The sequence below is a fragment of the Thalassolituus sp. UBA3500 genome (genome assembly GCF_002377545.1).
Lineage (GTDB): Bacteria > Pseudomonadota > Gammaproteobacteria > Pseudomonadales > Oceanobacteraceae > Thalassolituus.
Genome location: NZ_DFQB01000032.1, coordinates 137,756 through 160,965, shown reverse-complemented (window position 1 = coordinate 160,965; position 23,210 = coordinate 137,756). Strand labels below are relative to the sequence as shown.

Below are 23,210 nucleotides of genomic sequence, written 5' to 3'. Positions count from 1 at the left end.
ATGGTTTACGAGGACACAACTACTCAGTTGTACCCGAGCGACGCCTGAATCTCTTTTATCCGCTGACATTCATCGTCGATGTCATCACACAAAGACGACAGGCTATCCTGCTCGAGCGCCGGTGCCAGCTGAGCATCATGGACAGGTAGATGGGGCGGTAACTCACCCTTGCCCCGCACGATTCTGACCAGGTTAAAAAGCAGACTCTGGACCTGCTGATCGACAACACCTTCTTGTTGATTCATCACTCATGTGTCCTGAAGCTCACGGAAACTACTCTGAGCATAGTTGCTCTCGGGAACTTTGCCCGGGCTCCATGCTGTCTTACCGGTTGCATCATTAGTATAATGATATGGCTCACGCTTTTATCAGGTAATTTGTCCCTTTCATGACTATTTGTCACTTTTGTTATGTCTAAAAAACGCAGAGATATTCCGGCTTTTGGCCTACCGATCATCGAAACCCACTTCCACCTGGACTATCTCAAGGATGCTTCAGTGGGAGACATTCTTCAGCAGGCACGAGATATCGGCGTCGAACGTTTTATGACGATCGCGGTTGCGCCGGAAAATATGGAGACGGTGATCAAGCTTACCGAAGAACACAGTGATGTCTTTGGCACTCTGGGGGTACATCCCCATGATGCAGAAAAGTATCAGCCAAGCACGGGGGCGTTTATTCGCGCTAACTGCGGTATGGACAAGATTGTTGCTGTGGGCGAGATTGGTCTCGATTATTTCTACGACAACAGTGACAGAGCTGTACAGCGCACGGTGTTTGCGGAACAACTGCAGATCGCAGTGGATACCGGGCTCCCTGTCGTGATTCACACACGAGAGGCCGACGCAGATACAATGGCCATTCTGCGTGAATACGCCCCTCAGATGAAAAACAAGGGCGTAGTGCATAGCTTCACCAGTGGAATGGAGCTGGCCGAAGTCGCCGTTGAGCTGGGCTTTTGCCTTGGCATCAATGGTATTGTTACCTTCAACAAGGCAGACAACGTTCGCGAGGTGGTTGCAGCCACCCCAATGAACCAGTTATTGCTGGAAACAGACTCCCCCTTCCTGACACCCGTGCCTTACCGTGGCACCGAGAATGCGCCTAAATACCTGCCCTTCATTGCCGAAAAGATCGCCGACGTGAAAGGTATCGATGTGGAAGAGGTTCTCAGGGCATCGTACGACAATTCATTGCGTACTTTTTTCAACTGAAACGCGCTACAGGCGCGGGAACCCTTGCAAACTGTCTGAGCTGTCGTCATTCTGAGCGATTAGCTTACTGACGACAGACCGGGAGCGGGGAATGGCCCTACAACATTGGCTAGGCCGCGGATGGCTGGCAATCGTTTTTGCGACTGTCTACATTATTTCGCAAGCCACAATCGCATCCACCCTGCACAGTGCAAATGCATCGAACCTGCTGTTCGCTTTCCAATTTACCTACGACGCTGAGAACTTCAGAGAACTACTGGCTTCAATCAGCGACGCACAACTAGCAGGATTGCAGGCTCATTTTGCGTATGATCATATCCACCCTCTCTGGTACGGCGGCCTGATCGTTACCCTGACAGCCTGGTTACTGAAAAAGAACGGCCTGAGAGGTCGCTGGAATCTTCTGATTGCTGTTGGGGTTGTTCCCTCACTGATGGATGTCATTGAGAACAGTATTCACGAGCCGCTGATGTTTGAAACAGCCATTCCCACAGACCCGGCTGTTACCGTAGCAGCGATCTGCGCTACCATTAAATGGTCCATGGCACTAGGCTACCTGTTGATGGCCATCGCCCTTGGGGTACGAGCAGCGATTCAAGCAAACGATGAAAAAACGAGCAAGTAAGCAAGAAATTCGGGACAACCTGAAACAGGATATCGAGCGATACCTGACTGACGGTGGAGAAGTCCATGAATTCGAACGTGGAGAAAGTGGCCTGGTAGATGGTCGCTACAACGAGCAAGCCATGTCGTTTGAAAAGCGCCAGGAGCGCACACCCGTGCCTGACGTTCTGCGAGCGATTGATGAACGCCGTGATGCCCGACGTAAACCTCAGAAAAAAACCACGGCTAAACGCTCATCTGGCCCGAAGAAGAAAGTCATCTACGACGATTTCGGAGAACCTTTGCGGGTCGTCTGGGAAGACTGACCTCAGGAACCTATAAATGAGCAATGACCCTCTTCTGCTGATTCTTGCCGCAGGTTTACTCGCTTTCGGACTCATCTCTCAGCGTATTGAGCGGCTCGCACTGACTGCCCCCATGTTATTTCTCCTTCTTGGAGTGGCCAGTGGCCCCCTTCTGTTTGACTGGAGCGCCCCGGCGATAGAAAGCAGCGCACTCAAAATTATCGCCGAACTGACCCTGGCATTGATTCTTTTTACTGATGCCAGCCAGGTTCAGAGATCTCACCTGGTGAAGTTCGAGAATCTTCCCATACGACTTCTTGGCATTGGTCTGCCATTAACCATGCTGGCTGGTGCTGCGATCGCCTTCATCCTGTATCCCGGACACTGGCAAGTGGCCGTCATGATAGGGATCATTCTCGCCCCTACCGATGCAGCCCTCGCCCAAAGCGTATTCTCAGCGTCGGCCATCAAAGAGAAACTCCGCCACTCTATTACCGTTGAAAGCGGCCTGAACGATGGACTCGCCCTGCCCTTTCTACTTCTGATTATTGCTATTGCCAGCGCCGGCGACCTGAGCACGGTTGATCCCTGGTACTGGGGCAACTTCCTGTTTAAGCAGATTGCACTGGGCGCACTGGTTGGCATTGCGGTTGGTTACCTGGGTGGTTACCTGCTCGAAAAGGCCGGTAAACACGACTGGATGGACCCGGTATTCCAGCGCCTGGCATCCGTCGCTCTTGCGCTCGTTACCTACACAGGTGCTGAGCACTCCGGCGGCAACGGTTTTATTGCCGTGTTTATGGCCGGGCTGTTTCTTCATGCCGGACGCACGATGGTCGTTACCCGACTGAAAGAATTCGGCGAAGCTGAAGGTCAGTTACTGACCCTGGTGATGTTCTTTCTGTTCGGACTGATTTATGTCCCGGATGCGCTACCGCAGATAACCTCTGCAACGATACTCTACGCACTGCTCAGCCTGACCCTGATACGCATTATTCCGGTGCTACTGGCACTAAGCGGAACCGGCCTGAGTATTAAAGAAAAACTGTTTCTGGGGTGGTTCGGCCCACGCGGCATTGCCAGTATTCTGTACCTGTTGATGGTGATTGAGCAGCTCGGATTCGCCGAACAGCTACCCGGATACCAGCTACTCTTCCCTACCGTCGTCACGACCGTAGTACTGAGTATTTTTGTGCATGGGATGTCTGTGCCTTTCTGGATTCGATGGCTTAAACGCTAACGTCGGGAAGTCCGCAGCAATACCACCGCATAACCCGCAGATACCAGGGCAACCCAGATACCGTTAATCAGCACGGCATCGTATCCCAGCTGTTGAAAACCAAACGTACCCGCGGCGGCACCCAGGATAAAGGCGAGAAAAATCTACAGCTGGAGAAACAGCTGTTGCCTGAGCAACCCACGACCCGCAAAAAAGTTACCCAAAGCAGAACCGATATCCGACACAATACCGGTTAAGTGGGTTGTCCGTATGACCGACCCACTGTAGGTCGCAACCATCGCATTTTGCAAGCCACAAGCCGCCGAGGCCAGCCACTCCGCCGAGATGTGATCAGTACGAAAAGCATACCAAGCCAAGAACAGAAGTAACGCCTCAATGGTTAACGCCAGACCGTATCGGCGGCCAAGCTGCAGAGCCTCATTACCGACAATGATGCCACTGATAATAGCGCCCAATACGAAGCTAAGAAGAATGCTCGCCGTGTGGAATAAGACACCCGACTGGCCGGAAACAAGCGCGTCAGCGGCTATGGTTGCCGTCCCTGTTACATGAGACACCGCGTTGTTCGCAAAAGATAATAGAGCGACGCTGTTAATAAAGCCTGCGTTCAGCGCCAGCATCACACTGCCCGCCAGAACCCAGACGGGAAGTTGACGAATCATGGTACTTCCTCATTGGCAGATGTATGCATATCGTTTTACCGCACTCTCATGAGTTAGCCAAACGGTGGGAGACTAAAAAGCAAAAAAATACCCAGCAATGCTGGGTATTCTTCTCAATCGCCGGTGAACGTCTCACACCCGCCGCATTATTCTACGGGGTTGGCACATTCAAAGTGCCCAGGCTCAAACTTACAACGCACCTTACGCTGGAGCTTCAGCATGTCGCCATCATAGTAACCACGATCACGCAGTTGGATACGTGCTTCCTGCATCATCACCTGATACTCGGCTTTGTCCGCTGGCGGAATATCAATCCAGTATTGCTCTGGAATTTCTCCTTCCTGTGCTTTCACCAGCTTTTCGATTTTATCGAATCGCGTCAGGAAATCTTCGCGTACCAGCTGTGCCAGCTCATTTGGGAATTTGTCCGCGCGGCCAACCAATTGCAGGGTGATCTGCGAAAACGGGTAATCAACGATACCGCCATTATCGCCCAGCCCCTTGTAGAGCTCCATAATCTGATACGCAGCCAGTGGCGCCGCCAGAACATCAACATTCTTGTTATTGAACTTAGTACCCGCATTTACAAGTGCCGTTGGCACGGGGTTAGCACCGATCTGAGAGACCATCTCTGCCTGCACCAGATCGTAGTCCAGAACCGCAACACGCTTACCTGCCGCTTTCGCAAGGGTGTTAATCTTACGGTCATTCACAAAAATGTATGCGGCGCCCATCGGAGCGTAACCCATCACAACGTACTGACCATCCAGCATACGATCAGCGTTTTTCGGGCTGGTAATCGCCTGCATCAGCAACTTCATGTGATCACGGCTTGGCACCGCACCGATTGCATCAATGGTGCCTGTGTAGCGGTTAAACAGACGTGCACGCAAGCCAGTAAACAGCGCGGCATCACACATGCCTGCTTTCAACTCTTCCGTCAGAACAGATTCGCTGGTGTAGGCATCCAGCTCAACAGTCACACCCCACTCTAACAGTTGCGCGGCCTGATCCACTGCTGCGCCATAAATAGGGCCGTTCTTACCAGCGATGTCCCACACACAGATACGACGAACGGGAATCGATCCGTCTTCGTTCAACATCTCCGGATACATGGCCTTGATCGCATCGATACGCTCGGTCTTTGCGACCTTAGGATCCATTGCTTTTTTGCGGAGAGCATCAGTGTCTGCCGCAACAGCCGACACAGTAATTAAAGTCGAGACAGCACAGAGGGCTGTGGCGATTAAACGCTTCATAGTTTGTTCCTGTTCTTATTTTAATCTCAGCGACTGCGTAATATATCCAGTGCCGGTTATTTTTGCTGTCACACCGGGCAATAAAGCTGCCGGGTGTCTGTCGTCGGAATAACCCCATACATCGACGAACTTCAGATACTTTACACCTGTCTGTAAAAATTAACCAGTGCTCAGATATGAGTCGCCCGATAAGGCCTGCGGCTACGCTCTTTACGCATACAATGCAGCCACCAGATACAGCAAGTTGGGGCCAGAATTAACCCAACAGGCACACCAACCAGCAGAGTCCAGCCCAGCAAAGACAGCCCATAGAGCAGGTCCGCTATATTCACGTCGCCAAGGTGACAGACGCCGCCAACCGAGGACATCAGGTCGCAGCCCAGAAACTCAGCCAGTGCAGTGGCGAAGACAATAAACAGAAAAGGAGAAATCAGCATAAGTGCTGACGTCCAGAGGCTGATCAATGCTTTGTAAGATAACTGCATCTGGCCCTCCAGACTGCTTAGTTAGTGACGGTTTTTTGCCTCAATCCACTGCGCCATATATTGCGTGCTCTTAAGGCTATGGTGGCGAAGCATACCACCAATAAAGTCGCGCTGGCGGTGTCTTTCGAGGCCACTGAGCACCTCATCAAGACGACCTAGTAAATTCTGGCCATGCCTGGCTTCATCGAACCTGTTGATGGCCAGATCCGGCCCCCTTGCACTGTAATCGGACCAAACAATTTCATCACTGTAGAGCCTGACTGCAGATTCGACGAAGTCGCTGACCTCATCAGCAATAAGGGCCGGTGCTGGCTCGTCACCGTACATACCTTCGGCGCCGATACCTGAGGTGACCGCGGGGGTACCCAGAACTGCAGCGTCGAGTAATTTACCTTTGAGGCCCGCGCCAAAACGTAAAGGCGCCAGCATCACCCGAGCCTCACTGACTACCTTCTCAGCAGATGGCGCCCAACCTTTAACTCTGAACCCGAGTGCAGGGCTATCCAATTGTGTTGCTTTCTTCGGCGGGTAAGCTCCGTAGACATGAAGTTCTGCCGAAGGAAGCTGACGACGAATGTCCGGCCACAGCTCGCGCAACTGCAGCACTGCATCCCAGTTCGGGGCATGTCGGAAATTGCCTATAGAGACAAAGTGCTCGCGTTCAATGAACGTTTTTACATTCTGACTGAACTGTCTGAGCATAAACGGCAGGTAAACAAGTTTTGCAGGATCTATCGGAAAGCTGTCCTGCAGCCAACGCATCTCATACTCAGAAATGACCAGCGTCAGATCACTGCGCAGCAGCGCAGCTATTTCACGGAAGGCCATATCAGTCTGCCACTCCAACTCAGTCACCGGGCGCCCTGCCTTAACCGCGCGGTGTCGGGCATCACGCAAGCAGTGAACATCTTCCATATCCAGGACACGAAGCGCCTTTGGGGCGAACTTCTCGACGCGCCAGCCGAACTGTTCTTCCATCATAAAGCGATCAAACATCACGATATCGGGCGACTGTTCCGTCAGCCAGCAATCAAAAGTCGATGAGTTCAGCTCAATACGATGCTTCTCGATTCCCATTGATGCGAGGTCGACAGCATGGTCACTGTCGTCAGCAGGCGAGGCAAAGAGCACACGATAGCCATTCGCCCGCATCAGGGAGAGAATCTGCAGCATTCGGCTTCCCGCCGCGGATGAGTTCGGTTCTGGCCAGACGTAGCCAATCGCAATAAAGGTTTTCATGGCGCGATTATAGCGCAACGTATTGTCTTAACGTTGATAAGACCAAAAGCCGCTTTGAAGCTGGTATACTCCGCACCTGTTTTTAATTGCCCGACGGTTGAATAATGAGCGACATTACCACTCCTGATTACCTCAAAGACGCCGAGCAACTGCTCAGCGAGAACGGTTTTTCAACCAGCGATGACTGGTATCACGGCACGGCCTCTGGTCTGGTAGACACTATTCTCAAAGACGGCCTGAAAGGCGGTGGCGATACAGAGACAGCCGAGCGTGAGCAAGGTACTCTGGGCACTATTGGCAACCGCCAGTTCGAAACCAGTGAGCCTGTCTTCCTGACCCAGAGCAAAGAGCTCGCATACTTCTGGGCAGCGCGTAAGGCACACATGCGTAATCTCTACTTCCGTAAAGAAGAGACTCCGGTTGTACTCAAAGTCTCACAGCCAGAAAAGGTGACGCCGGACGTTGGTGGCACGGCCATCCTGCTTGAACCGAACAACACCTACATCACGATGCTGAAAGAGCTCTACGAGAAGAAAGGCATCGCCTGGATTGATGAATCGAATCCACTCAAGCTGCCTCGTGAGACGTATCTCGACATGCTGGGTCTTGGCTACAGCTATGACAACATTCCTGCCGACAAAGTCTCGGTCGTCGATGGCAATCACTGAGTCATGAACATCTATCTTGCGGGCCCGGAAGTATTCGCAGCCAACGCGGATGAGCTGGGCAATCGCAAGAAAGAGCTGTGTCAGCGCTACGGGTATCAGGGGATATTCCCCCTCGATACCCAGATAGACAATGCTGCTACCAAGCAACTGACCGGCCTTGCAATCAGTAAGGCCAACGAAGAACTGATCCGCAAGTGTGACCTCGTGATTGCGAACCTGACGCCGTTTCGTGGTGCCAGTGCTGACGTTGGGACTGTCTACGAACTTGGCCTGGCTCGTGGACTGGGTAAGCCAATACACGGTTACACCAATGACCCGGACCTATACCACTCCCGTCTGATCGCTCTGTTTGGAGCCGATGACTTACAACCCGAAGGTCAACTTCGTGACCGTGACGGTTTAAAAATTGAAGAATTCGACTTACGCGACAATCTTATGATTGATGGTGGCATCCATGCCTGCAGCGGCCACTTTATCGCAGCACCAAAAAAGGCCGCTATCTATGAGACAGCGGCCTTTGAAGAGGTCCTGATCAGGCTCAGCCGTTAAGCTTCACCCCAGACATCCTTCGCACCAGAACATAGAAGAGCGGGATAAAGAAGATCGCCAGCACAGTGGCGGCAACTACCCCACCAAATACCCCGGTACCGATCGCATGACGTGCACCTGAACCCGCACCCGAGCTGAGCATCAGTGGTGTGACCCCCAGACCAAAGGCCATTGACGTCATAAGAATCGGGCGCAGGCGCATCCGGGTCGCATCCAGCGTTGCCTGGAGCAATGTTTTCCCCTGATCTTCCAACGCCTTGGCAAATTCTACGATCAGAATCGCGTTCTTCGACGACAGACCAATGGTCGTCAGCAGGCCAACCTGGAAGAATACGTCGTTGCCGAGGCCACGGAAATTCGCCGCAGCCACCGCGCCGATAACACCCAGAGGCACGACCAGCATTACGGAGAATGGAATCGACCAGCTCTCATAAAGAGCCGCCAGACAGAGGAAAACGACCAGCAGCGACAGCGCATAAAGAAGCGGTGCCTGGTTACCGGCTTCGGCTTCCTGATAGGAAAGCCCTGTCCACTCGAAACCAAAACCCTCCGGAAGTTGCGATGCGATGTCTTCCATTGCAGCCATGGCATCACCAGTACTGAAACCTGGCGAAGCAGAACCCTGGATATTGATCGATGGAACACCGTTATAACGCTGAAGCTGCTGCGCACCGTAAGTCCAGTTACCTTCAGAGAAGCTGGAAAACGGTACCATCTCACCGCTGGTGTTACGCACATACCAGTCCGTAATATCATCCGGCAACATGCGATACGGTGCATCCGCCTGAACATACACACGCTTGATCTGGCCGCGGTCGAGGAAGTCATTCACATAACTTGAACCCCAGGCAACGGCCATCGTGCTGTTGATTTCAGACACCGGGATACCCATTGCCAGAGCCTTCTGATGGTCTACTTTCAGATCAAACTGAGGAGCATCAGGCAGACCGCTATAACGCACCTGGCTCATCATATCGTGCTGGTTAGCCTGACCAAGAATCTGATAGGTGGCTCCCATCAACGCCTCGTGCCCCATACCGCTGCGATCCTGCAACTGGAAGTTAAAGCCACTGGCAACACCAAGTGCAGGAATAGCAGGTGGGTTGATCGCGAATACAAAAGCTTCACGTATCTGAGAAAAAGCTCCCCATGCGCGACCGACAATGGCCTGCACACCGTCTTTTTCAAGATCACGCTCATCCCAGTCCTTCAGACGAATAAAAGCGATACCTGAGTTCTGGCCTCGACCGGAGAAGCTGAAACCAGCAGCCGCGAACATCGACTGAACAGCGTCTGATTCATTATCCAGGAAGTGATCCTCGATCTTCTTCAGTACCTCAATCGTCTGCTCCTGAGACGAACCGACTGGCAACTGAACCAGAGCAATCAGCATGCCTTGATCTTCCTCAGGCAAGAAGGCACTTGGGAGACGCATAAAGGCAAAGATCAGAACGCCGACAATCAGTACGTACATGAAAACGTAGCGAACCCAGTGACGAATGGTGCTGTCGACGCGATTACGATAACCGTTCGTTGCCTTCTCAAACGTCCGGTTAAACCAACCAAAGAAACCACGTTTGGTCTGATGGTCTCCGTCGTGCGGTTTAAGCATGGTGGCACACAAAGCTGGCGTCAGAATCAATGCCACTAATACCGACAGCACCATAGCCGACACAATAGTGATCGAGAACTGCTGATAAATTGCGCCCGTGGAGCCAGGGAAGAACGCCATCGGGATAAATACCGCAGACAACACCAGAGCAATACCGACCAGAGCACCGGTAATCTCACCCATCGACTTACGGGTCGCTTCAACCGGCCCAAGCCCCTCCTCGGCCATGATCCGCTCGACGTTTTCCACCACCACAATGGCATCATCCACAAGGAGACCAATCGCCAGCACCATACCAAACATGGTCAGCGTATTGACCGAGAAGCCAAACGCATAGAGAACAGCGAAGGTGCCCAGCAACACCACAGGGACGGCAATCGTAGGGATCAGTGTCGCCCGGAAGTTCTGCAGGAACAGATACATCACCAGGAAGACCAGGGCGATCCCTTCAAACAGGGTTTTCACTACCTCGGTAATAGAAATCTCGACGAAAGGTGTCGTATCGTATGGATAACTGACCTCAAGGCTGTCTGGGAAAAACTCCTGCAATTCAGCGAGTCGAGCTTTAACCAGTTTCGCCGTATCCAGTGCGTTGGCACCCGATGCCAGTGTCACAGCAAGACCGGCCGCTGGCTTGCGGTTAAACCGACCACTGATTTCATACGATTCAGAACCCAGTTCAATGCGGGCAACATCAGCCAGAGTGACGCGAGAGCCGTCAGGCGTTACTTTCAAAAGAATTCGTCCAAACTCTTCCGGTGTTTCCAGAAGCGTCTGCACAACAATGGAAGCATTCAGCTGCTGGCCTTCAACCGCCGGCGTACCACCCAGCTGACCACCGGCAACCTGATTATTCTGAACCTGAATCGCAGAAGTCACGTCGTTCGGTGTCAGGCTGTATTCATTGAGTTTGTTTGGGTCCAGCCAGACTCGCATTGCGTACTGAGAACCGAACAGACGCGTATTACCCACGCCTTCCACACGGGCAATCGAGTCCTGTACGCTTGCACCAATGAAGTCAGCAATATCAGAGCGCGTCATGCTGCCATCCTTAGACGTGAAGGCAACCACCATCAGGAAGGTATCGGACGACTTAGCAACGCGTACACCTTGCTGCTGAACCGCCTGCGGCAGACGAGGTGTCGCCATCTGCAACTTATTCTGAACCTGAACCTGAGCGATGTCCGGATCAGTCCCCGCAGCAAAGGTCAGCGTGATCGATGCGTTACCTGATGAATCACTGCTAGCCGACATATACAGCAGATTGTCGATACCGTTCATCTGCTCCTCAATTACCTGAGTCACAGAGTTCTCAACAGCTTTCGACGACGCCCCCGGATAGTTAGCAGTAATCTGAACTTCGGGCGGTGCAACCTGAGGGTATTGCTCTACCGGCAAATTGAGAATCGACAGAGTCCCCGCCAGCATCAGGATGATAGCGATTACCCAGGCAAAAATCGGGCGATCAATAAAGAAACGAGCCATAAACTATTAACCCTCAGCCGAAGATTGTGCAGAGGCTTTTTCAGCGTTGACGTCTACAGGCGTCACTGGCATCCCCGGACCGATTTTCTGCAGGCCGTCGACGATTAACTTATCGCCCGCTTTCAGACCCGATTTAATCAGCCAGTTGCCACCCACGGCTTTCTCAGTTTTCACTGTGCGCTTCTCAACAATATTGTTCTCACCGACGACAAGAGCCGTAGCGGAGCCATTTGGCTGGCGGGAAATACCTTTCTGAGGGACGACAATGGCGTTTTCACGCTCACCCTGAGGCAAGCGAGCACGAACAAACATGCCGGGCAGCAATGCACCATCGGGGTTAGGGATCAGCGCGCGCAGAGCAACGGTACCTGTTTGCTCGTCCACCGCGTATTCAGAAAACTGCAGCGTGCCTTTGTGTGGATACACAGTACCGTCAGGCAAGGCGAGCTCAATAGTGGCTTTGTCTTTACCTGCCGTGACCAGTTCTCCGCTTGCCATAGCAGCACGCAGGCTGCGCAGCTCTTCATAGGACTGAGTTAAGTCGACATAAATAGGATCGAGCTGACGGATGGTCACCAGCGCTGCGGCCTGATTGGCGGTCACCAATGCCCCGGCAGTCAGAGAAGAACGACCGATACGACCATTAATAGGCGCCTTAATTGTCGTGTATTCCACATTAATGCGGGCGGTATCACGGCGGGCCTGAGCAGCTGCAACCTGAGCCTGGGTAACAGCGAGGTTAGCGTTAGCATCTTCCAGCTCTTGTTGGCTCACCGCCTCTGACTTACTCAGCTTGTCATAACGACCATCGGTAAGCTTTGCCAGCTCACGGTTTGCTTCGGCGTTCGCGAGATCAGCTTCGGCACTGGCCAGCGCCGCCTGATAGAGCTTGTCGTCGAGTTGATAAAGTGGCTGCCCCGCCTTAACACGGTCGCCCTCTTTAAACAGGCGTTCTTCGATGATGCCGGTTACCTGCGGACGAACTTCAGCAACCTGATACGGCGTTGTACGTCCTGGTAACTCGTTCACCAGAGTAAACGGCTGTGCAGTGACTTCCACATATCCGGCTTGAGGAGGCGGCATCTGCCCACCACCAGCGGCCTGTTGGCCCGACTGCTCACCGCAGGCGGCCAGAATAAATGAAACCGTCAGCGCAGCTGCTGGTAAACGGAATGATGTACGCATGAGTAACCTCAGTCTGGTGGTACTTTAAAGGTCACAATATACATACATGCACGAATGTATGTATAGTGTGAAACAGTGAGTTGTCATTCGTAGTACAGTGAGACCCTATGCCCCGCCGCACTAAAGAAGAAGCCCTGCAGACCCGCGAGACCCTGATCGAAGCGGCTGAAGTTGTCTTCCACCGCAAAGGCGTCTCGGCATCATCATTAAACGACATCGCCAAAGAAGCGGGTGTGACACGCGGAGCCGTCTACTGGCATTTCAAAAACAAACACGACATTTTCCAGGCCATCGTCGATCGCCTTTTAGCGCCTCTTGATGCCTTACATGATCAGATTGAAGACCCCTCAGAGCCTGACCCGCTCAGCCGTTTCCGCGAATTGCTTGAATACCTGACTCTCGAAATCGCCCGTGATCCACGGCGCCGTCGCGGGTTCGAAATTGCGTTTCTGAAATGCGAGCAGACAGAGGCCAATGCGGTGCTGAACGAGCGTCACCGTCAGAACTACCTGGATGGGTCAGAACGAATAAGGAAAGCTCTGGAAGCAGCCATCAGCAAAGGACAGCTTCCGGAAGATCTGGATATCGAGCGCGGCATTGCACACCTGCATATTCAGCTGACGGGGATCATCTACCTCTGGCTGATATTGCCAGACGTGATCGATTTCGAGAAAGAAGCTCGCCATATGATCGAAAGCTTTTTCATCACGATAAAACAAAATTTTGGCCCTGACTCTGGCTCCAAATATTAGAACCAGAATCAGCTCTGGATTCAGGCTTTAGCGGCTGAAGCGCTCTTCACATATACCCAGGCAAAAAACACCATAAACACGGCGTCGTTCAAGCCGTAGATGCTGTAGAAAATACCCGCGAAGAGATCTTGCTCATACACTGCCTGCAAATTCTCCCGACTGAACCAAGTCAGCCAGCAAACAACATACACAAGCTTCTCCACGGCAAATGCACCTGCAATCCAGCGCAGGTTACCCGGCGTAAAAGCAGCCCCCAGGTACGCCAACCCCCAGACCATGATCATGATCAGACCGAAAGACGACATCACCACCGGATCGGCTTCCATCAGTGCTGTATTGGTCAGCCCTTTCGAGAAAATCAGAACACCACTGATATTCGCGATAGCAGCGGCGATAAAGCCTTGTTTAACCAGCGTAGGATTCAGCATGAATTATTCCTGACGCTCTTTCAGTTTAGCTTGTGCGCGTTGCATCAATTTCATGCCCCACTCCTGGCCCACCATCATAGATTCCTGCATGATCAGCGGCTGTACTTTGATCATTTTCTGGCCGGCATCTGATTGCAGAAACTTCAGCTGTGCATTTACATCTGCCTGAGTGAGGTGCTTCTGATAGATTGGAATGACCATGTCTTCCAGCTCACCGCCATCGACCTGACTGGCAAACTCGTCCCAGAAAGCTTCTGGGGCATCCGGCACCATGCGCTTCATCGAAGGAATCATCTGTTCCATCATCTGCACTGCCATGTTACCAGCGCCAGTGACCTGAAGGAGCTCTTTGACGCTCTCACGACTGGGAGCCTCCGCCCAAGATGCCGCAGAAAAGACAACCAAGAGGCTCGTGAGAAGCGTCGACGTAAATGGTTTCATACAATATTCCTTCAACAAATGAAGGCCTATGCTAATCCCATTCTGGAGCAAAGTCAGGGTCAATTTTGCGGTCACCCCGATCAAGTTTGCCGATAGCGATCATGTCTTCAGCATCCAGCTGTAAACCGCGACTACTAAAGTTGTCTTTCAGGTGCTCTTTATTGGTCGATGCAGGAATGGTGATCAAACCGTTCTGTAACTGCCATGAAATAGCAACGTTTGCAGGGCTGACACTGTGTTTATCAGCAATACGAATGATCTCTGGGTCAGAAAGCACTTCGCCGACATAAAATGGATTGTAGCCCGTGACTTTAATATCATTTGAGGCACAGAACGCTCGCAGATCGTGATTCTGCAGATACGGTTGTACTTCGACCTGATTCAGATACAGCTCGCCCGCTGGCAGAATACGCAGCGCATCTTTCAGCTGACCAATCGTAAAATTAGACACACCGATATGTTTTGTCAGGCCCTGCTGTTTCGCCTTCAGGAGTTCGCCGAGATATTCATCCATTGGCGTATTGTCTTCAGGCGATGGCCAGTGAATCAGTAAAAGATCCACGTAATCGACAGACAGCTTTTCAAGGCTTTCTTTTACGCTGGGGATAAAACCGGTGCGATTAAGATGACTATTCCAGACCTTAGTCGTCAAAAAGAACTCGTCACGCTCTAATTCAAAATCAGCGAGCGCGGAGCCCACTTCAGATTCGTTATCATAAATCTGCGCGGTATCAATATGACGAAAACCTACATCAAGCGCGTCAGTGACTGCCTGATATGCGGTTTCGCCTTTGAGACGAAAAGTGCCCATGCCGAGTGCCGGAATGTCTTTCATAAGAAAATATCCTCGAAAATTAAAAGAGTCTGTCAGATGGCCTGAACCGCTTACTCAGAAGCGTGAAGCGGCAGAAGAAACAGCGTCGGACATTGAGCTCCAGGCACTCTCTGCTCCGTCTTTTACATCCTCCCAGGCATCTTCGCTGGCAGACTTAAGCTCTTCGAGCTTGTCATTCATATCACCACGACGACTTTCGAGCTTATCGATTTCCTTCTCGTAATCCGCTTCAGCATCAGCACTGGCTTTTTTTGCTTTTGCCTTCAGCTTATCGATGTCGGCATTCCACTCATCAATTTGAGCTTCCAGTTTTTTCTCATACGCCTGTTTATCACTCATAATAAGTATCTCCTGAGTTTCTCTACTTAAAAATTGTTGCCTGTTTTGTGACGTGTATGCGCCAAACAAGTTCGCTTTTTTATAAAAATCAGGCATAAAAAAACCGGCCCTCGTGAGGCCGGTTTTAATTGCTCCCCGGTAAGGTCGCAACGTTCTTAAATGCATAGAGAACAGCGTAAGCTTCGACAGCTTGAGTAAATTGACTACTAAGGGCAGTTCAGTCGTGGCGCTGGTTTCGATGGTCTGCAATCTGTTCGATGGATGAACGAGGCGTGGGCTTCGACGTGTAGTTCACCTACACGAGAAGCCCACAACAAAGAATGAACAACCTCAGGCAGCAATGAAATCGACGACTGAGGCAGGCTGATCAAGGCGTATTGAGCGACGCTTAGTTCACCTAAGCGAGCGAGATACAACAAAGAGCAGCCAACTTCAGTGGACGATTTTTACATCATGCCGCCCATACCGCCCATTCCACCCATACCACCCATGTCAGGTGCTGCTGGCGCATCCTGTGGCAGCTCAGCAACCATGGCTTCGGTAGTAATCATCAGGCCAGCCACTGACGCTGCTGCCTGCAGAGATGAACGCGTCACTTTCGCTGGGTCTAGAATACCCATTTCGATCATGTCGCCGTATTCACCTGTGGATGCATTGAAGCCGAACGAACCTTCGCCCGCTTTCACTTTATCAACAACGACTGAACCTTCGGCACCGGCGTTACCAGCGATCTGACGAATCGGTGCTTCCATAGCGCGCAGCGCCAGAGCAATACCGACATTCTGGTCTTCGTTATCGCCTTCTACGGTGATACCGGTCAGGGCGCGAACCAGCGCGACACCGCCACCTGCAACAACGCCTTCTTCAACAGCGGCGCGGGTCGCGTGCAGAGCATCGTCTACGCGGTCTTTCTTTTCTTTCATTTCAACTTCAGAACCCGCACCAACCTTGATGACGGCAACGCCGCCAGCCAGTTTGGCAACACGTTCCTGCAGTTTTTCTTTGTCGTAGTCAGAAGTAGACGCTTCGATTTCAGCACGGATCTGTTCAACACGCGCAGTCACGTCCTGCTGAGAACCAGCGCCATCTACGACAACAGTGTTTTCTTTGCTGATCACAACGCGCTTGGCAGTACCCAGCATATCGAGAGTCGTTGTCTCGAGTGACATGCCGACTTCTTCAGAGATCACCTGACCACCGGTCAGCACAGCGATGTCCTGCAGCATGGCTTTACGACGGTCACCGAAGCCTGGTGCTTTAACAGCTGCCACTTTGAAGGTACCGCGCAGGTTGTTTACAACCAGTGTTGCCAGCGCCTGACCTTCTACGTCTTCAGCAATAATCAGCAGCGGGCGGCCAGATTTCGCGACATTTTCGAGTACCGGAATCAGTTCCTGCAGGTTGTCGATTTTCTTGTCGACCAACAGCAGCAGTGGGTTTTCCAGTTCAGCAACCATTTTTTCCTGGTTGTTAATGAAGTAAGGAGACAGGTAACCGCGATCGAACTGCATACCTTCAACAACGTCCAGTTCGTCAGACAGGCCCTTGCCTTCTTCAACGGTGATGACACCCTCTTTGCCTACTTTCTCCATCGCTTCAGCGATGATACGGCCAACGGTCTCATCAGAGTTTGCTGAGATAGTACCGACCTGAGCAATGGCTTTGCTGTCTTCACATGGCTTAGCCTGAGCTTTCAGCGCTTCAACAACCGCTGCGGTTGCTTTGTCGATACCGCGCTTCAGATCCATTGGGTTCATGCCCGCAGCCACTGCTTTCAGACCTTCATTCACGATCGCTTGTGCCAGAACAGTCGCTGTTGTGGTGCCGTCACCCGCCTGATCATTGGCTTGAGAAGCAACTTCTTTCACCATCTGAGCACCCATGTTTTCGAACTTATCTTCCAGTTCGATCTCGCGCGCAACAGATACGCCATCTTTGGTGATGGTTGGGCCACCGAAGGCTTTGTCCAGAACAACGTTGCGGCCTTTAGGGCCCAGAGTCACTTTTACTGCATCTGCGAGAATGTTAACGCCGTCGAGCATTTTTGAACGCGCGTCATTACCAAACTTAACTTCTTTTGCTGCCATGGTAGTTTCCTTAAAATTCGTTGATTTGACGTATCAGAAGACAGATAACAATTAGTCTTCAATCACACCGTAGATTTCGCTTTCATTCAGAATCAGCAGTTCTTCGCCGTCTACAGTAATGGTGTTTGAACCTGAGTACTTACCGAACACAACGATATCCCCTACGTTGACAGCCAGAGCCTGCACATCACCGTTATCCAGAACTCGGCCATTACCGACGGCAACCACTTCACCCTGATTCGGCTTTTCAGCCGCAGCGCCTGGCAGCAGAATCCCGCCAGCTGTGGTTTGCTCTTCTTCCTTGCGACGAACAACGACGCGATCGTGTAAAGGACGGATTTTCATTTGAAGTTCTCTCCAATGTATATGCAATAAGTTGCGTGTTATGAAACCCCGCTGTCAGCGCATTCGCTGATCAGGCGGCCCCAAAATCTGTGTGGTTTTGTTTATTGGGGTAGTGTTCTGCTTTTCAACACCCCGGAATAAAATTTTTCATTCTTCCCGTTTATAGTCGCCTTCAATCACATCACCTCGGCCATTACGCGGACGTTGTGACTCATGACGCTGCTGAAACGGGTCCTGAGCGCCCTGCTGATCAAACGGATTCATAACCTGAGGCTTATAGCGCTTCATAATCGACTGCGCCATAATGCCGCGTATACCGGGCAGCAGAAGGCTGAAGCCAAACGCATCGGTGAGGAAACCCGGCGTCAGCAATAATGCACCCGCCAGAGCCAGCAGAAAACCTTCAGCCAACTCCTGTGCAGGCAGGTTGCCCTGCTGCATCCGCTCGCTGGCACGCATCAAAGTCGCCATTCCCTGAGCACGAAGCAGGGTGACGCCGACCAGGGCAGTCAGAAGAATCAGAGCAAAGGTCCACAGAATGCCAATGGCGCTACCGACTTTGATCAGTACAGCCAGCTCAGCCATAGGAACCAGGATAAATATAAAGAGTAAAGGCACGTATAACTCCCGTAAGCTTTGATGTGTGAAATGGGGGTCAATCCTGCAAATACAACCCCATGATAAGGATTCTGCCACCTGAGACATGGCCCATGCTTGTCATGTTCATCCTTATTTTGTCCCTTTTTGCCCTACTATTTACCGCTTACAAAACGGATAGTGCCCGCGTCAGATAATAATTGGAGTAAAAAATGGCAACTGAACATTTCGACGTATTGATTGCAGGCGCAGGACTCTCCGGTATCGGTGTAGCCTGTCACCTGAGTGAAAAGTGCCCGGACAAATCGGTTGCCATTCTGGAAGCTCGCGACGCCATTGGCGGTACCTGGGACCTATTCCGCTATCCCGGCATCCGCTCCGATTCCGATATGTTCACCCTGGGCTACCGCTTTAAGCCATGGACCAGCGACAAAGGCATCGCCGACGGCGGTGATATCCGCAACTATATTCAGGCCGCAGCTAAAGAACACGGCATCGATAAGAAGATCCGTTTTGGTCACAAAGTGACCAATGCCAACTGGAGCACCAAAGATAAGCTCTGGACACTCACCGCTCAGGTGGGCGATGAGACCCGTGTATATACTGCAAAATATATCGTTGGTTGTACTGGCTATTACGATTATGACGAAGGTTTTACACCAGAGTTCGAAGGACGCGACGATTTTAACGGCCAGATCATTCATCCTCAGTTCTGGCCAGAAGACCTCGACTACACCGGTAAGAAAGTGGTTGTGATCGGCTCTGGTGCAACGGCGGTGACACTCATCCCGTCTATGTCGCGTGAAGTAGAAAAAATCACCATGCTTCAGCGTTCACCGACCTACATCGTACCGGTGCCTAGCAAAGATAAGCTGGCGATCAAGCTGCGTAAGTTCCTGCCTGAGAGCTTCGTTTACACCATTATCCGCAGCCGTAACATCATGCTGACCATGGCGTTTTATAATTACTGTAAACGCTTCCCGCAGAAGGCGCGTGAGTTTATCTTCAACTTCAACAAGAAGATTCTGCCGAAAGATTTCGACATGTCGCACTTCACACCGAAGTACAACCCGTGGGATGAGCGTCTGTGCGCGGTGCCCGGAGGCGACCTGTACAAAGCCATTTATAAAGGTAAGGCAGATGTGGTTACCGATCACATCGACCGCTTCGTCGATAATGGCATTTTGCTCAAGTCAGGTAAAACCCTGGAAGCCGATATTGTGATCACCGCGACCGGCCTCAAAGTCGTCGTTCTTGGTAAGATCAATGTCACAATGGACGGCCAACCGTTCGATGTCACCGACAAAATGAGCTACCGAGGTGTCATGTTTGAAGGCGTTCCGAATGCGGCGATGGTATTTGGTTACACCAACTCCTCATGGACTCTGAAAGCAGACCTGATTGCCGACTACTTCTGTCGTCTTGTCCAGCATATGGATAAGAAAGGGTATGACGAGGTAGTGCCCGTCAACAGCGACCCATCCATGGCGAAGAAGTCCTTCATTGATCTGAGCTCTGGCTATATTGCCCGCGTAAAAGACCAGCTGCCAAAACAAGGCACCAAGGGTGCCTGGAAACTGCATCAGAACTACTTCCGTGACTTCCTTTCACTGCGTCTGAGCAGTATTTCTGCGAAAGAACTGCAGTACGGTAAAAAGTAAGTCTCTGCTGTTGCATTTGTCCGGGGTCTGCCCGGGCAAAGCGGACAGAGCTGTCAGTGCCTGCAAGGCCTGACAGCGAACCGCTATACTCTCTGGGCATTCACCCGCCTCAGGAGCTTTCCATGAATATTCACGGACATACCATCGCGATCACTGGCGCAGGTCAGGGCCTCGGACGCACGATGGCTGTAGAACTCGCAAAGAAAGGCGCTCGCCTTGCCATCATTGATCTCAACCCGGAGCCTATGCAGGAAACCCAGCGGCTGATCAGTGCTTTGGGTGGAGAAGCACGCCTGTACGAGTGTAATGTTGCCGACGAAGAGTCTGTTGTCGCAACGTTCAACGCGATCAACGAAGATTTCGGTGGCATTCATGGCCTTATTAATAACGCCGGAATCTTAAGAGACGGACTCTTCGTAAAATCAAAGAACGACGAAATCACCACGATGAACCTGGCCAACTGGCAGATGGTGATTGATGTAAACCTGACCGGCGTCTTTCTGTGTGGACGAGAAGCCGCCAGCCACATGGTGCGTAACAAAGAGCCCGGCTGCCTCATTAATATCTCAAGCATCAGTCGTGCAGGTAACGTCGGGCAAACGAATTATTCTGCTGCGAAGGCTGGTGTGGCAGCGATGGCGGTCACCTGGGCTAAAGAGCTGGCACGCTATAATATCCGTGCGAACGCCATCGCACCTGGCTTTATCTCCACTGAAATGACGTCGGGCATGCGCCCTGAAACGCTGGAGATGATCTGCTCTGGCATTCCGGCATCGCGCATGGGAACCCCGGAAGAAATAGCTCACGCCGTCGTTTTTCTACTCGAAAATGAGTACGTATCAGGCCGGGTCATTGAGGTCGACGGCGCGCTCCGTATCTGACACATGCAGAGAGACGCCACTACGCCTTCTGATGAAGAAAAGTTATACCTCGCGCTGAGCGGCATTCCTGCCGGAAGAGTCATAGCTTACGGTGAACTGGCCCGGCGCGCTGGACTTCCGGGACGAGCACGATGGGTAGGACGTACGCTGTCTCAATTACCCGAAGGGTCAGGTTTGCCGTGGCACCGCGTTATCAACGCGAACCGACGAATAAGCCTGCCCAGTGGCTCTCCAGGCCACCTCGAACAGAGGCAGAGGCTGCTCTCAGAAGGTGTTCAGTTCTCCTCCGCAGGTACAATCGACAGGAAATACCTGTTGACCTGAAAGCACAAACTACCGGGCATGACGTTAAAGCACCCTACCAGAACCGGAGCGGTAACCTGAAATCCGCCGGAAAAGGTTGAACGTTCCAGCCGTCTTATTCAAAGACCCCGACTATAAATAATAAAAAATCAATTACTTTTAGCTATCAATGGCGAAACGGTAACCTGAGCCACTCAACGATAGTAAGTACATACCAACAAACAGTAGCGGACACCGATATAACAATCGCGGCCAAGGCCTTAAAACCAGTAATGACGGGGCTTTTAGAGCCAGAGCACGTCGTATTCTGCAGCAACTGCCAGAAGAGTTTCCCGACATGTGTCAATTAAGTACAGATTTGTGTCGGTCAATCACCTTTCCCCCTTGCTTTATTTCAGACAAATTACACACCATCAGCCGCAAGGCACCCTTGAACAACGAGGGCCTGCTACCTTTGATCCCCGGATAGCAAGCCGACTCAAACGATAACAACAGGTGTGACTATGTCTCAGACAAACGAATATTTTGACCTTCTTATCATCGGCGCAGGCCTGTCAGGCATTGGTGCTGGCTGCCACATGAAAAAAGAATGCCCGGGCAAAAGCTTCGCCATTCTGGAAGGCCGTCAGGCTATTGGTGGCACCTGGGACCTGTTCCGCTACCCTGGTATCCGCTCGGACTCTGACATGTACACTCTGGGTTACGAATTCAAACCTTGGGTAAACAAGAAAGGCATCGCTGACGGTGACGACATCCGTAACTACATCCGCGAAGCTGCTCAGGAAAACAAAGTCGAAGAGCACATCCGTTTTGGTCACAAAGTGCTCGGAGCAGACTACTCAAGCAGTGAATCTCTGTGGACAGTGACCGTCGAAGTTGATGGTGAGACACGTACTTATCGCTCTCAATTCCTGCTGAGCTGTACTGGCTACTACAACTACAACGAAGGTTTCACCCCTGACTTCGAAGGCCGTGATGACTTCAAGGGTCAGATACTGCACCCGCAATTCTGGCCTGAAGATCTGGATTACGAAAACAAGAACGTACTCGTAATCGGCTCTGGTGCCACCGCTGTCACCCTGGTGCCAGCAATGACGGACAAAGCTAAGAGCGTCACCATGCTGCAGCGCTCACCATCTTACGTGATCTCTGTGCCGCAGATGGACCCTATGATCAACTTCATGCGTAAAATTATGCCTGAAAAGTGGGTCTACAAAATCACGCGTGGCCGCAATGTGACAATCACTCTGGCGATCTACAATTTCTGTAAGAAATTCCCGGGTCTGGCCCGTAAGCTTCTGCAGAAGCAGGTGTCCAGCCAACTGCCTAAAGACTTCGATATGTCGCACTTCACGCCTAAGTACAACCCTTGGGATGAGCGTCTGTGTGCTGTGCCAAATGGCGATATGTTCAAAGCAATCAAAGCAGGTAAAGCCCACGTGGTTACCGATCATATCGATCGCTTTGTTGAAAACGGTATTCTCCTGAAATCAGGTAAAGTGCAGGAAGCAGACATCATTGTTACCGCGACTGGCCTGAAGATTCAGTTGCTCGGCAGCATGAACCTGACAATGGATGGTCAGGAAATACCAATGCCAGAAAAAATGAGCTACCGCGGCGTGATGTTCGAAGACATCCCGAACTTCGGTATGATTTTCGGTTACACCAACGCATCATGGACACTGAAAGCGGACATGCTGTCTAAATGGTTCTGCGGTCTGATGAAGCACATGGACCACATCGGTGCTCGTGAAGCTAAGCCAGTTAACCATCACGGTAAAATGGAAACCCGCCCATTTGTTGATATGCAGTCTGGTTACATCGCGCGCATGGCTCACACTCTGCCGCGCCAGGGTATGGAGAAACCATGGAAGCTGTACCAGAACTACTTCGCTGATATGGCCGCTCTTAAAACGGCTGACTACGATGAAGAAACCATCGAATACGGCAACAAAGTTGTGACCACCGAGCCACGTCCCGCCTGACAGCTCAACGTTGGTCATTGAGAAAGCCCGGTTAATGCCGGGCTTTTTTG

General features: G+C 51.7%; 25 protein-coding genes. 11 read left to right on the top strand and 14 right to left on the bottom strand.

Going from position 1 to position 23,210, the window contains the following annotated elements; genetic code table 11:
- Positions 1-23: 23 nt before the first annotated feature.
- Complete coding sequence (locus tag B2R29_RS08215; RefSeq protein ID WP_301180604.1) at positions 24-248, bottom strand: hypothetical protein; 225 nt, start codon at positions 246-248, stop codon at positions 24-26.
- 162 nt (positions 249-410) lie between these two features.
- Between B2R29_RS08215 and B2R29_RS08210 the strand changes: the two genes are divergently transcribed.
- The 4 genes from B2R29_RS08210 (at position 411) to B2R29_RS08195 (ending at position 3,362) form a co-directional block, all read left to right on the top strand.
- A complete protein-coding gene (locus tag B2R29_RS08210) occupies positions 411-1,214 on the top strand; it encodes a TatD family hydrolase (protein WP_301180603.1) in 804 nt (267 codons plus the stop codon).
- Positions 1,215-1,305: 91 nt separating this feature from the next.
- Positions 1,306-1,839 carry a hypothetical protein gene (locus tag B2R29_RS08205; protein WP_301180602.1) on the top strand — a complete coding sequence of 178 codons (534 nt, stop codon included), beginning with the start codon at positions 1,306-1,308 and terminating at the stop codon, positions 1,837-1,839.
- The gene (locus tag B2R29_RS08200) at positions 1,820-2,143 is read left to right on the top strand and encodes a hypothetical protein (RefSeq protein ID WP_301180601.1); all 324 of its coding nucleotides are present in this window, start codon (positions 1,820-1,822) and stop codon (positions 2,141-2,143) included. Before B2R29_RS08205 ends, B2R29_RS08200 begins: the two co-directional genes overlap by 20 nt.
- A 16-nt stretch (positions 2,144-2,159) precedes the next feature.
- A complete protein-coding gene (locus B2R29_RS08195) occupies positions 2,160-3,362 on the top strand; it encodes a cation:proton antiporter (protein WP_301180600.1) in 1,203 nt (400 codons plus the stop codon).
- A 143-nt stretch (positions 3,363-3,505) separates the two neighbouring features.
- Here B2R29_RS08195 and B2R29_RS08190 read toward each other — a convergent pair whose 3' ends face one another.
- The 4 genes from B2R29_RS08190 to B2R29_RS08175 form a co-directional block, all read right to left on the bottom strand.
- Positions 3,506-4,024: a YoaK family protein gene (locus B2R29_RS08190; RefSeq protein ID WP_301180599.1), complete on the bottom strand. Its 519-nt coding sequence runs from the start codon at positions 4,022-4,024 to the stop codon at positions 3,506-3,508.
- Between the two features lie 146 nt (positions 4,025-4,170).
- The gene (locus B2R29_RS08185) at positions 4,171-5,283 is read right to left on the bottom strand and encodes a putative solute-binding protein (RefSeq protein WP_301180598.1); all 1,113 of its coding nucleotides are present in this window, start codon (positions 5,281-5,283) and stop codon (positions 4,171-4,173) included.
- 170 nt (positions 5,284-5,453) lie between these two features.
- Positions 5,454-5,768 (bottom strand): hypothetical protein, encoded by a 315-nt coding sequence (locus tag B2R29_RS08180; RefSeq protein WP_301180597.1) that lies wholly within the window; start codon positions 5,766-5,768, stop codon positions 5,454-5,456.
- 21 nt (positions 5,769-5,789) lie between these two features.
- On the bottom strand, positions 5,790-7,025 hold the full coding sequence (locus B2R29_RS08175) for a glycosyltransferase (RefSeq protein WP_349677996.1): 1,236 nt from the start codon (positions 7,023-7,025) through the stop codon (positions 5,790-5,792).
- A gap of 86 nt (positions 7,026-7,111) precedes the next feature.
- Here B2R29_RS08175 and B2R29_RS08170 point away from each other — a divergent pair, with 86 nt between their 5' ends.
- On the top strand, positions 7,112-7,675 hold the full coding sequence (locus B2R29_RS08170; protein ID WP_301180596.1) for a hypothetical protein: 564 nt from the start codon (positions 7,112-7,114) through the stop codon (positions 7,673-7,675).
- Between the two features lie 3 nt (positions 7,676-7,678).
- Complete coding sequence (locus B2R29_RS08165) at positions 7,679-8,224, top strand: nucleoside 2-deoxyribosyltransferase (RefSeq protein ID WP_301180595.1); 546 nt, start codon at positions 7,679-7,681, stop codon at positions 8,222-8,224.
- Here B2R29_RS08165 and B2R29_RS08160 read toward each other — a convergent pair.
- Together B2R29_RS08160 and B2R29_RS08155 are read right to left on the bottom strand one after the other, a co-directional pair.
- Positions 8,214-11,321 carry an efflux RND transporter permease subunit gene (locus tag B2R29_RS08160; protein ID WP_301180594.1) on the bottom strand — a complete coding sequence of 1,036 codons (3,108 nt, stop codon included), beginning with the start codon at positions 11,319-11,321 and terminating at the stop codon, positions 8,214-8,216. The two genes, B2R29_RS08165 and B2R29_RS08160, sit on opposite strands and share 11 nt — an antisense overlap.
- Before the next feature lie 6 nt (positions 11,322-11,327).
- Positions 11,328-12,506, bottom strand: a complete 1,179-nt coding sequence (locus tag B2R29_RS08155) for an efflux RND transporter periplasmic adaptor subunit (RefSeq protein ID WP_301180593.1) — start codon at positions 12,504-12,506, stop codon at positions 11,328-11,330.
- A 107-nt stretch (positions 12,507-12,613) separates the two neighbouring features.
- Here B2R29_RS08155 and B2R29_RS08150 point away from each other — a divergent pair, with 107 nt between their 5' ends.
- A complete protein-coding gene (locus tag B2R29_RS08150) occupies positions 12,614-13,258 on the top strand; it encodes a TetR family transcriptional regulator (protein WP_301180592.1) in 645 nt (214 codons plus the stop codon).
- Positions 13,259-13,278: 20 nt separating this feature from the next.
- Here B2R29_RS08150 and B2R29_RS08145 read toward each other — a convergent pair whose 3' ends face one another.
- From B2R29_RS08145 to B2R29_RS08115, 7 genes are all read right to left on the bottom strand, one after another.
- Positions 13,279-13,686, bottom strand: a complete 408-nt coding sequence (locus B2R29_RS08145) for a hypothetical protein (RefSeq protein WP_301180591.1) — start codon at positions 13,684-13,686, stop codon at positions 13,279-13,281.
- Between the two features lie 3 nt (positions 13,687-13,689).
- Positions 13,690-14,127, bottom strand: coding sequence for a DUF2059 domain-containing protein (locus tag B2R29_RS08140; RefSeq protein ID WP_301180590.1), 438 nt, complete (start codon positions 14,125-14,127; stop codon positions 13,690-13,692).
- 31 nt (positions 14,128-14,158) lie between these two features.
- Entirely contained in the window at positions 14,159-14,962 is an 804-nt protein-coding gene (gene dkgB, locus B2R29_RS08135) for a 2,5-didehydrogluconate reductase DkgB (protein ID WP_301180589.1), read from the bottom strand.
- Between the two features lie 54 nt (positions 14,963-15,016).
- Complete coding sequence (locus B2R29_RS08130) at positions 15,017-15,301, bottom strand: coiled coil domain-containing protein (RefSeq protein WP_301180588.1); 285 nt, start codon at positions 15,299-15,301, stop codon at positions 15,017-15,019.
- Between the two features lie 446 nt (positions 15,302-15,747).
- Positions 15,748-17,388 (bottom strand): chaperonin GroEL, encoded by a 1,641-nt coding sequence (gene groL / locus B2R29_RS08125; RefSeq protein ID WP_301180587.1) that lies wholly within the window; start codon positions 17,386-17,388, stop codon positions 15,748-15,750.
- Positions 17,389-17,439: 51 nt separating this feature from the next.
- Positions 17,440-17,733: a co-chaperone GroES gene (locus B2R29_RS08120; protein ID WP_068438427.1), complete on the bottom strand. Its 294-nt coding sequence runs from the start codon at positions 17,731-17,733 to the stop codon at positions 17,440-17,442.
- A 147-nt stretch (positions 17,734-17,880) separates the two neighbouring features.
- Positions 17,881-18,351: an FxsA family protein gene (locus tag B2R29_RS08115; protein WP_301180586.1), complete on the bottom strand. Its 471-nt coding sequence runs from the start codon at positions 18,349-18,351 to the stop codon at positions 17,881-17,883.
- A 191-nt stretch (positions 18,352-18,542) separates the two neighbouring features.
- Between B2R29_RS08115 and B2R29_RS08110 the strand changes: the two genes are divergently transcribed.
- From B2R29_RS08110 to B2R29_RS08095, 4 genes are all read left to right on the top strand, one after another.
- Positions 18,543-19,991: a flavin-containing monooxygenase gene (locus tag B2R29_RS08110; RefSeq protein ID WP_301180585.1), complete on the top strand. Its 1,449-nt coding sequence runs from the start codon at positions 18,543-18,545 to the stop codon at positions 19,989-19,991.
- A gap of 122 nt (positions 19,992-20,113) precedes the next feature.
- Positions 20,114-20,872 (top strand): SDR family oxidoreductase, encoded by a 759-nt coding sequence (locus tag B2R29_RS08105; protein WP_301180584.1) that lies wholly within the window; start codon positions 20,114-20,116, stop codon positions 20,870-20,872.
- A gap of 3 nt (positions 20,873-20,875) precedes the next feature.
- Positions 20,876-21,196, top strand: a complete 321-nt coding sequence (locus B2R29_RS08100; RefSeq protein ID WP_301180583.1) for an MGMT family protein — start codon at positions 20,876-20,878, stop codon at positions 21,194-21,196.
- Between the two features lie 482 nt (positions 21,197-21,678).
- Complete coding sequence (locus B2R29_RS08095; protein ID WP_301180582.1) at positions 21,679-23,160, top strand: flavin-containing monooxygenase; 1,482 nt, start codon at positions 21,679-21,681, stop codon at positions 23,158-23,160.
- Positions 23,161-23,210 lie beyond the last annotated feature (50 nt).

Coding starts and splice junctions, on each gene's coding strand:
- B2R29_RS08165 (WP_301180595.1), top strand. CDS start 7,679: ATGAACATCTATCTTGCGGGCCCGGAAGTATTCGCAGCCAACGCGGAT.
- B2R29_RS08160 (WP_301180594.1), bottom strand. CDS start 11,321: ATGGCTCGTTTCTTTATTGATCGCCCGATTTTTGCCTGGGTAATCGCT.
- B2R29_RS08140 (WP_301180590.1), bottom strand. CDS start 14,127: ATGAAACCATTTACGTCGACGCTTCTCACGAGCCTCTTGGTTGTCTTT.
- B2R29_RS08150 (WP_301180592.1), top strand. CDS start 12,614: ATGCCCCGCCGCACTAAAGAAGAAGCCCTGCAGACCCGCGAGACCCTG.
- B2R29_RS08095 (WP_301180582.1), top strand. CDS start 21,679: ATGTCTCAGACAAACGAATATTTTGACCTTCTTATCATCGGCGCAGGC.
- B2R29_RS08105 (WP_301180584.1), top strand. CDS start 20,114: ATGAATATTCACGGACATACCATCGCGATCACTGGCGCAGGTCAGGGC.
- groL (WP_301180587.1), bottom strand. CDS start 17,388: ATGGCAGCAAAAGAAGTTAAGTTTGGTAATGACGCGCGTTCAAAAATG.
- B2R29_RS08205 (WP_301180602.1), top strand. CDS start 1,306: ATGGCCCTACAACATTGGCTAGGCCGCGGATGGCTGGCAATCGTTTTT.
- B2R29_RS08120 (WP_068438427.1), bottom strand. CDS start 17,733: ATGAAAATCCGTCCTTTACACGATCGCGTCGTTGTTCGTCGCAAGGAA.
- B2R29_RS08190 (WP_301180599.1), bottom strand. CDS start 4,024: ATGATTCGTCAACTTCCCGTCTGGGTTCTGGCGGGCAGTGTGATGCTG.
- B2R29_RS08110 (WP_301180585.1), top strand. CDS start 18,543: ATGGCAACTGAACATTTCGACGTATTGATTGCAGGCGCAGGACTCTCC.
- B2R29_RS08100 (WP_301180583.1), top strand. CDS start 20,876: ATGCAGAGAGACGCCACTACGCCTTCTGATGAAGAAAAGTTATACCTC.
- B2R29_RS08180 (WP_301180597.1), bottom strand. CDS start 5,768: ATGCAGTTATCTTACAAAGCATTGATCAGCCTCTGGACGTCAGCACTT.
- B2R29_RS08185 (WP_301180598.1), bottom strand. CDS start 5,283: ATGAAGCGTTTAATCGCCACAGCCCTCTGTGCTGTCTCGACTTTAATT.
- B2R29_RS08200 (WP_301180601.1), top strand. CDS start 1,820: ATGAAAAAACGAGCAAGTAAGCAAGAAATTCGGGACAACCTGAAACAG.
- B2R29_RS08210 (WP_301180603.1), top strand. CDS start 411: ATGTCTAAAAAACGCAGAGATATTCCGGCTTTTGGCCTACCGATCATC.
- B2R29_RS08155 (WP_301180593.1), bottom strand. CDS start 12,506: ATGCGTACATCATTCCGTTTACCAGCAGCTGCGCTGACGGTTTCATTT.
- B2R29_RS08145 (WP_301180591.1), bottom strand. CDS start 13,686: ATGCTGAATCCTACGCTGGTTAAACAAGGCTTTATCGCCGCTGCTATC.
- dkgB (WP_301180589.1), bottom strand. CDS start 14,962: ATGAAAGACATTCCGGCACTCGGCATGGGCACTTTTCGTCTCAAAGGC.
- B2R29_RS08170 (WP_301180596.1), top strand. CDS start 7,112: ATGAGCGACATTACCACTCCTGATTACCTCAAAGACGCCGAGCAACTG.
- B2R29_RS08195 (WP_301180600.1), top strand. CDS start 2,160: ATGAGCAATGACCCTCTTCTGCTGATTCTTGCCGCAGGTTTACTCGCT.
- B2R29_RS08130 (WP_301180588.1), bottom strand. CDS start 15,301: ATGAGTGATAAACAGGCGTATGAGAAAAAACTGGAAGCTCAAATTGAT.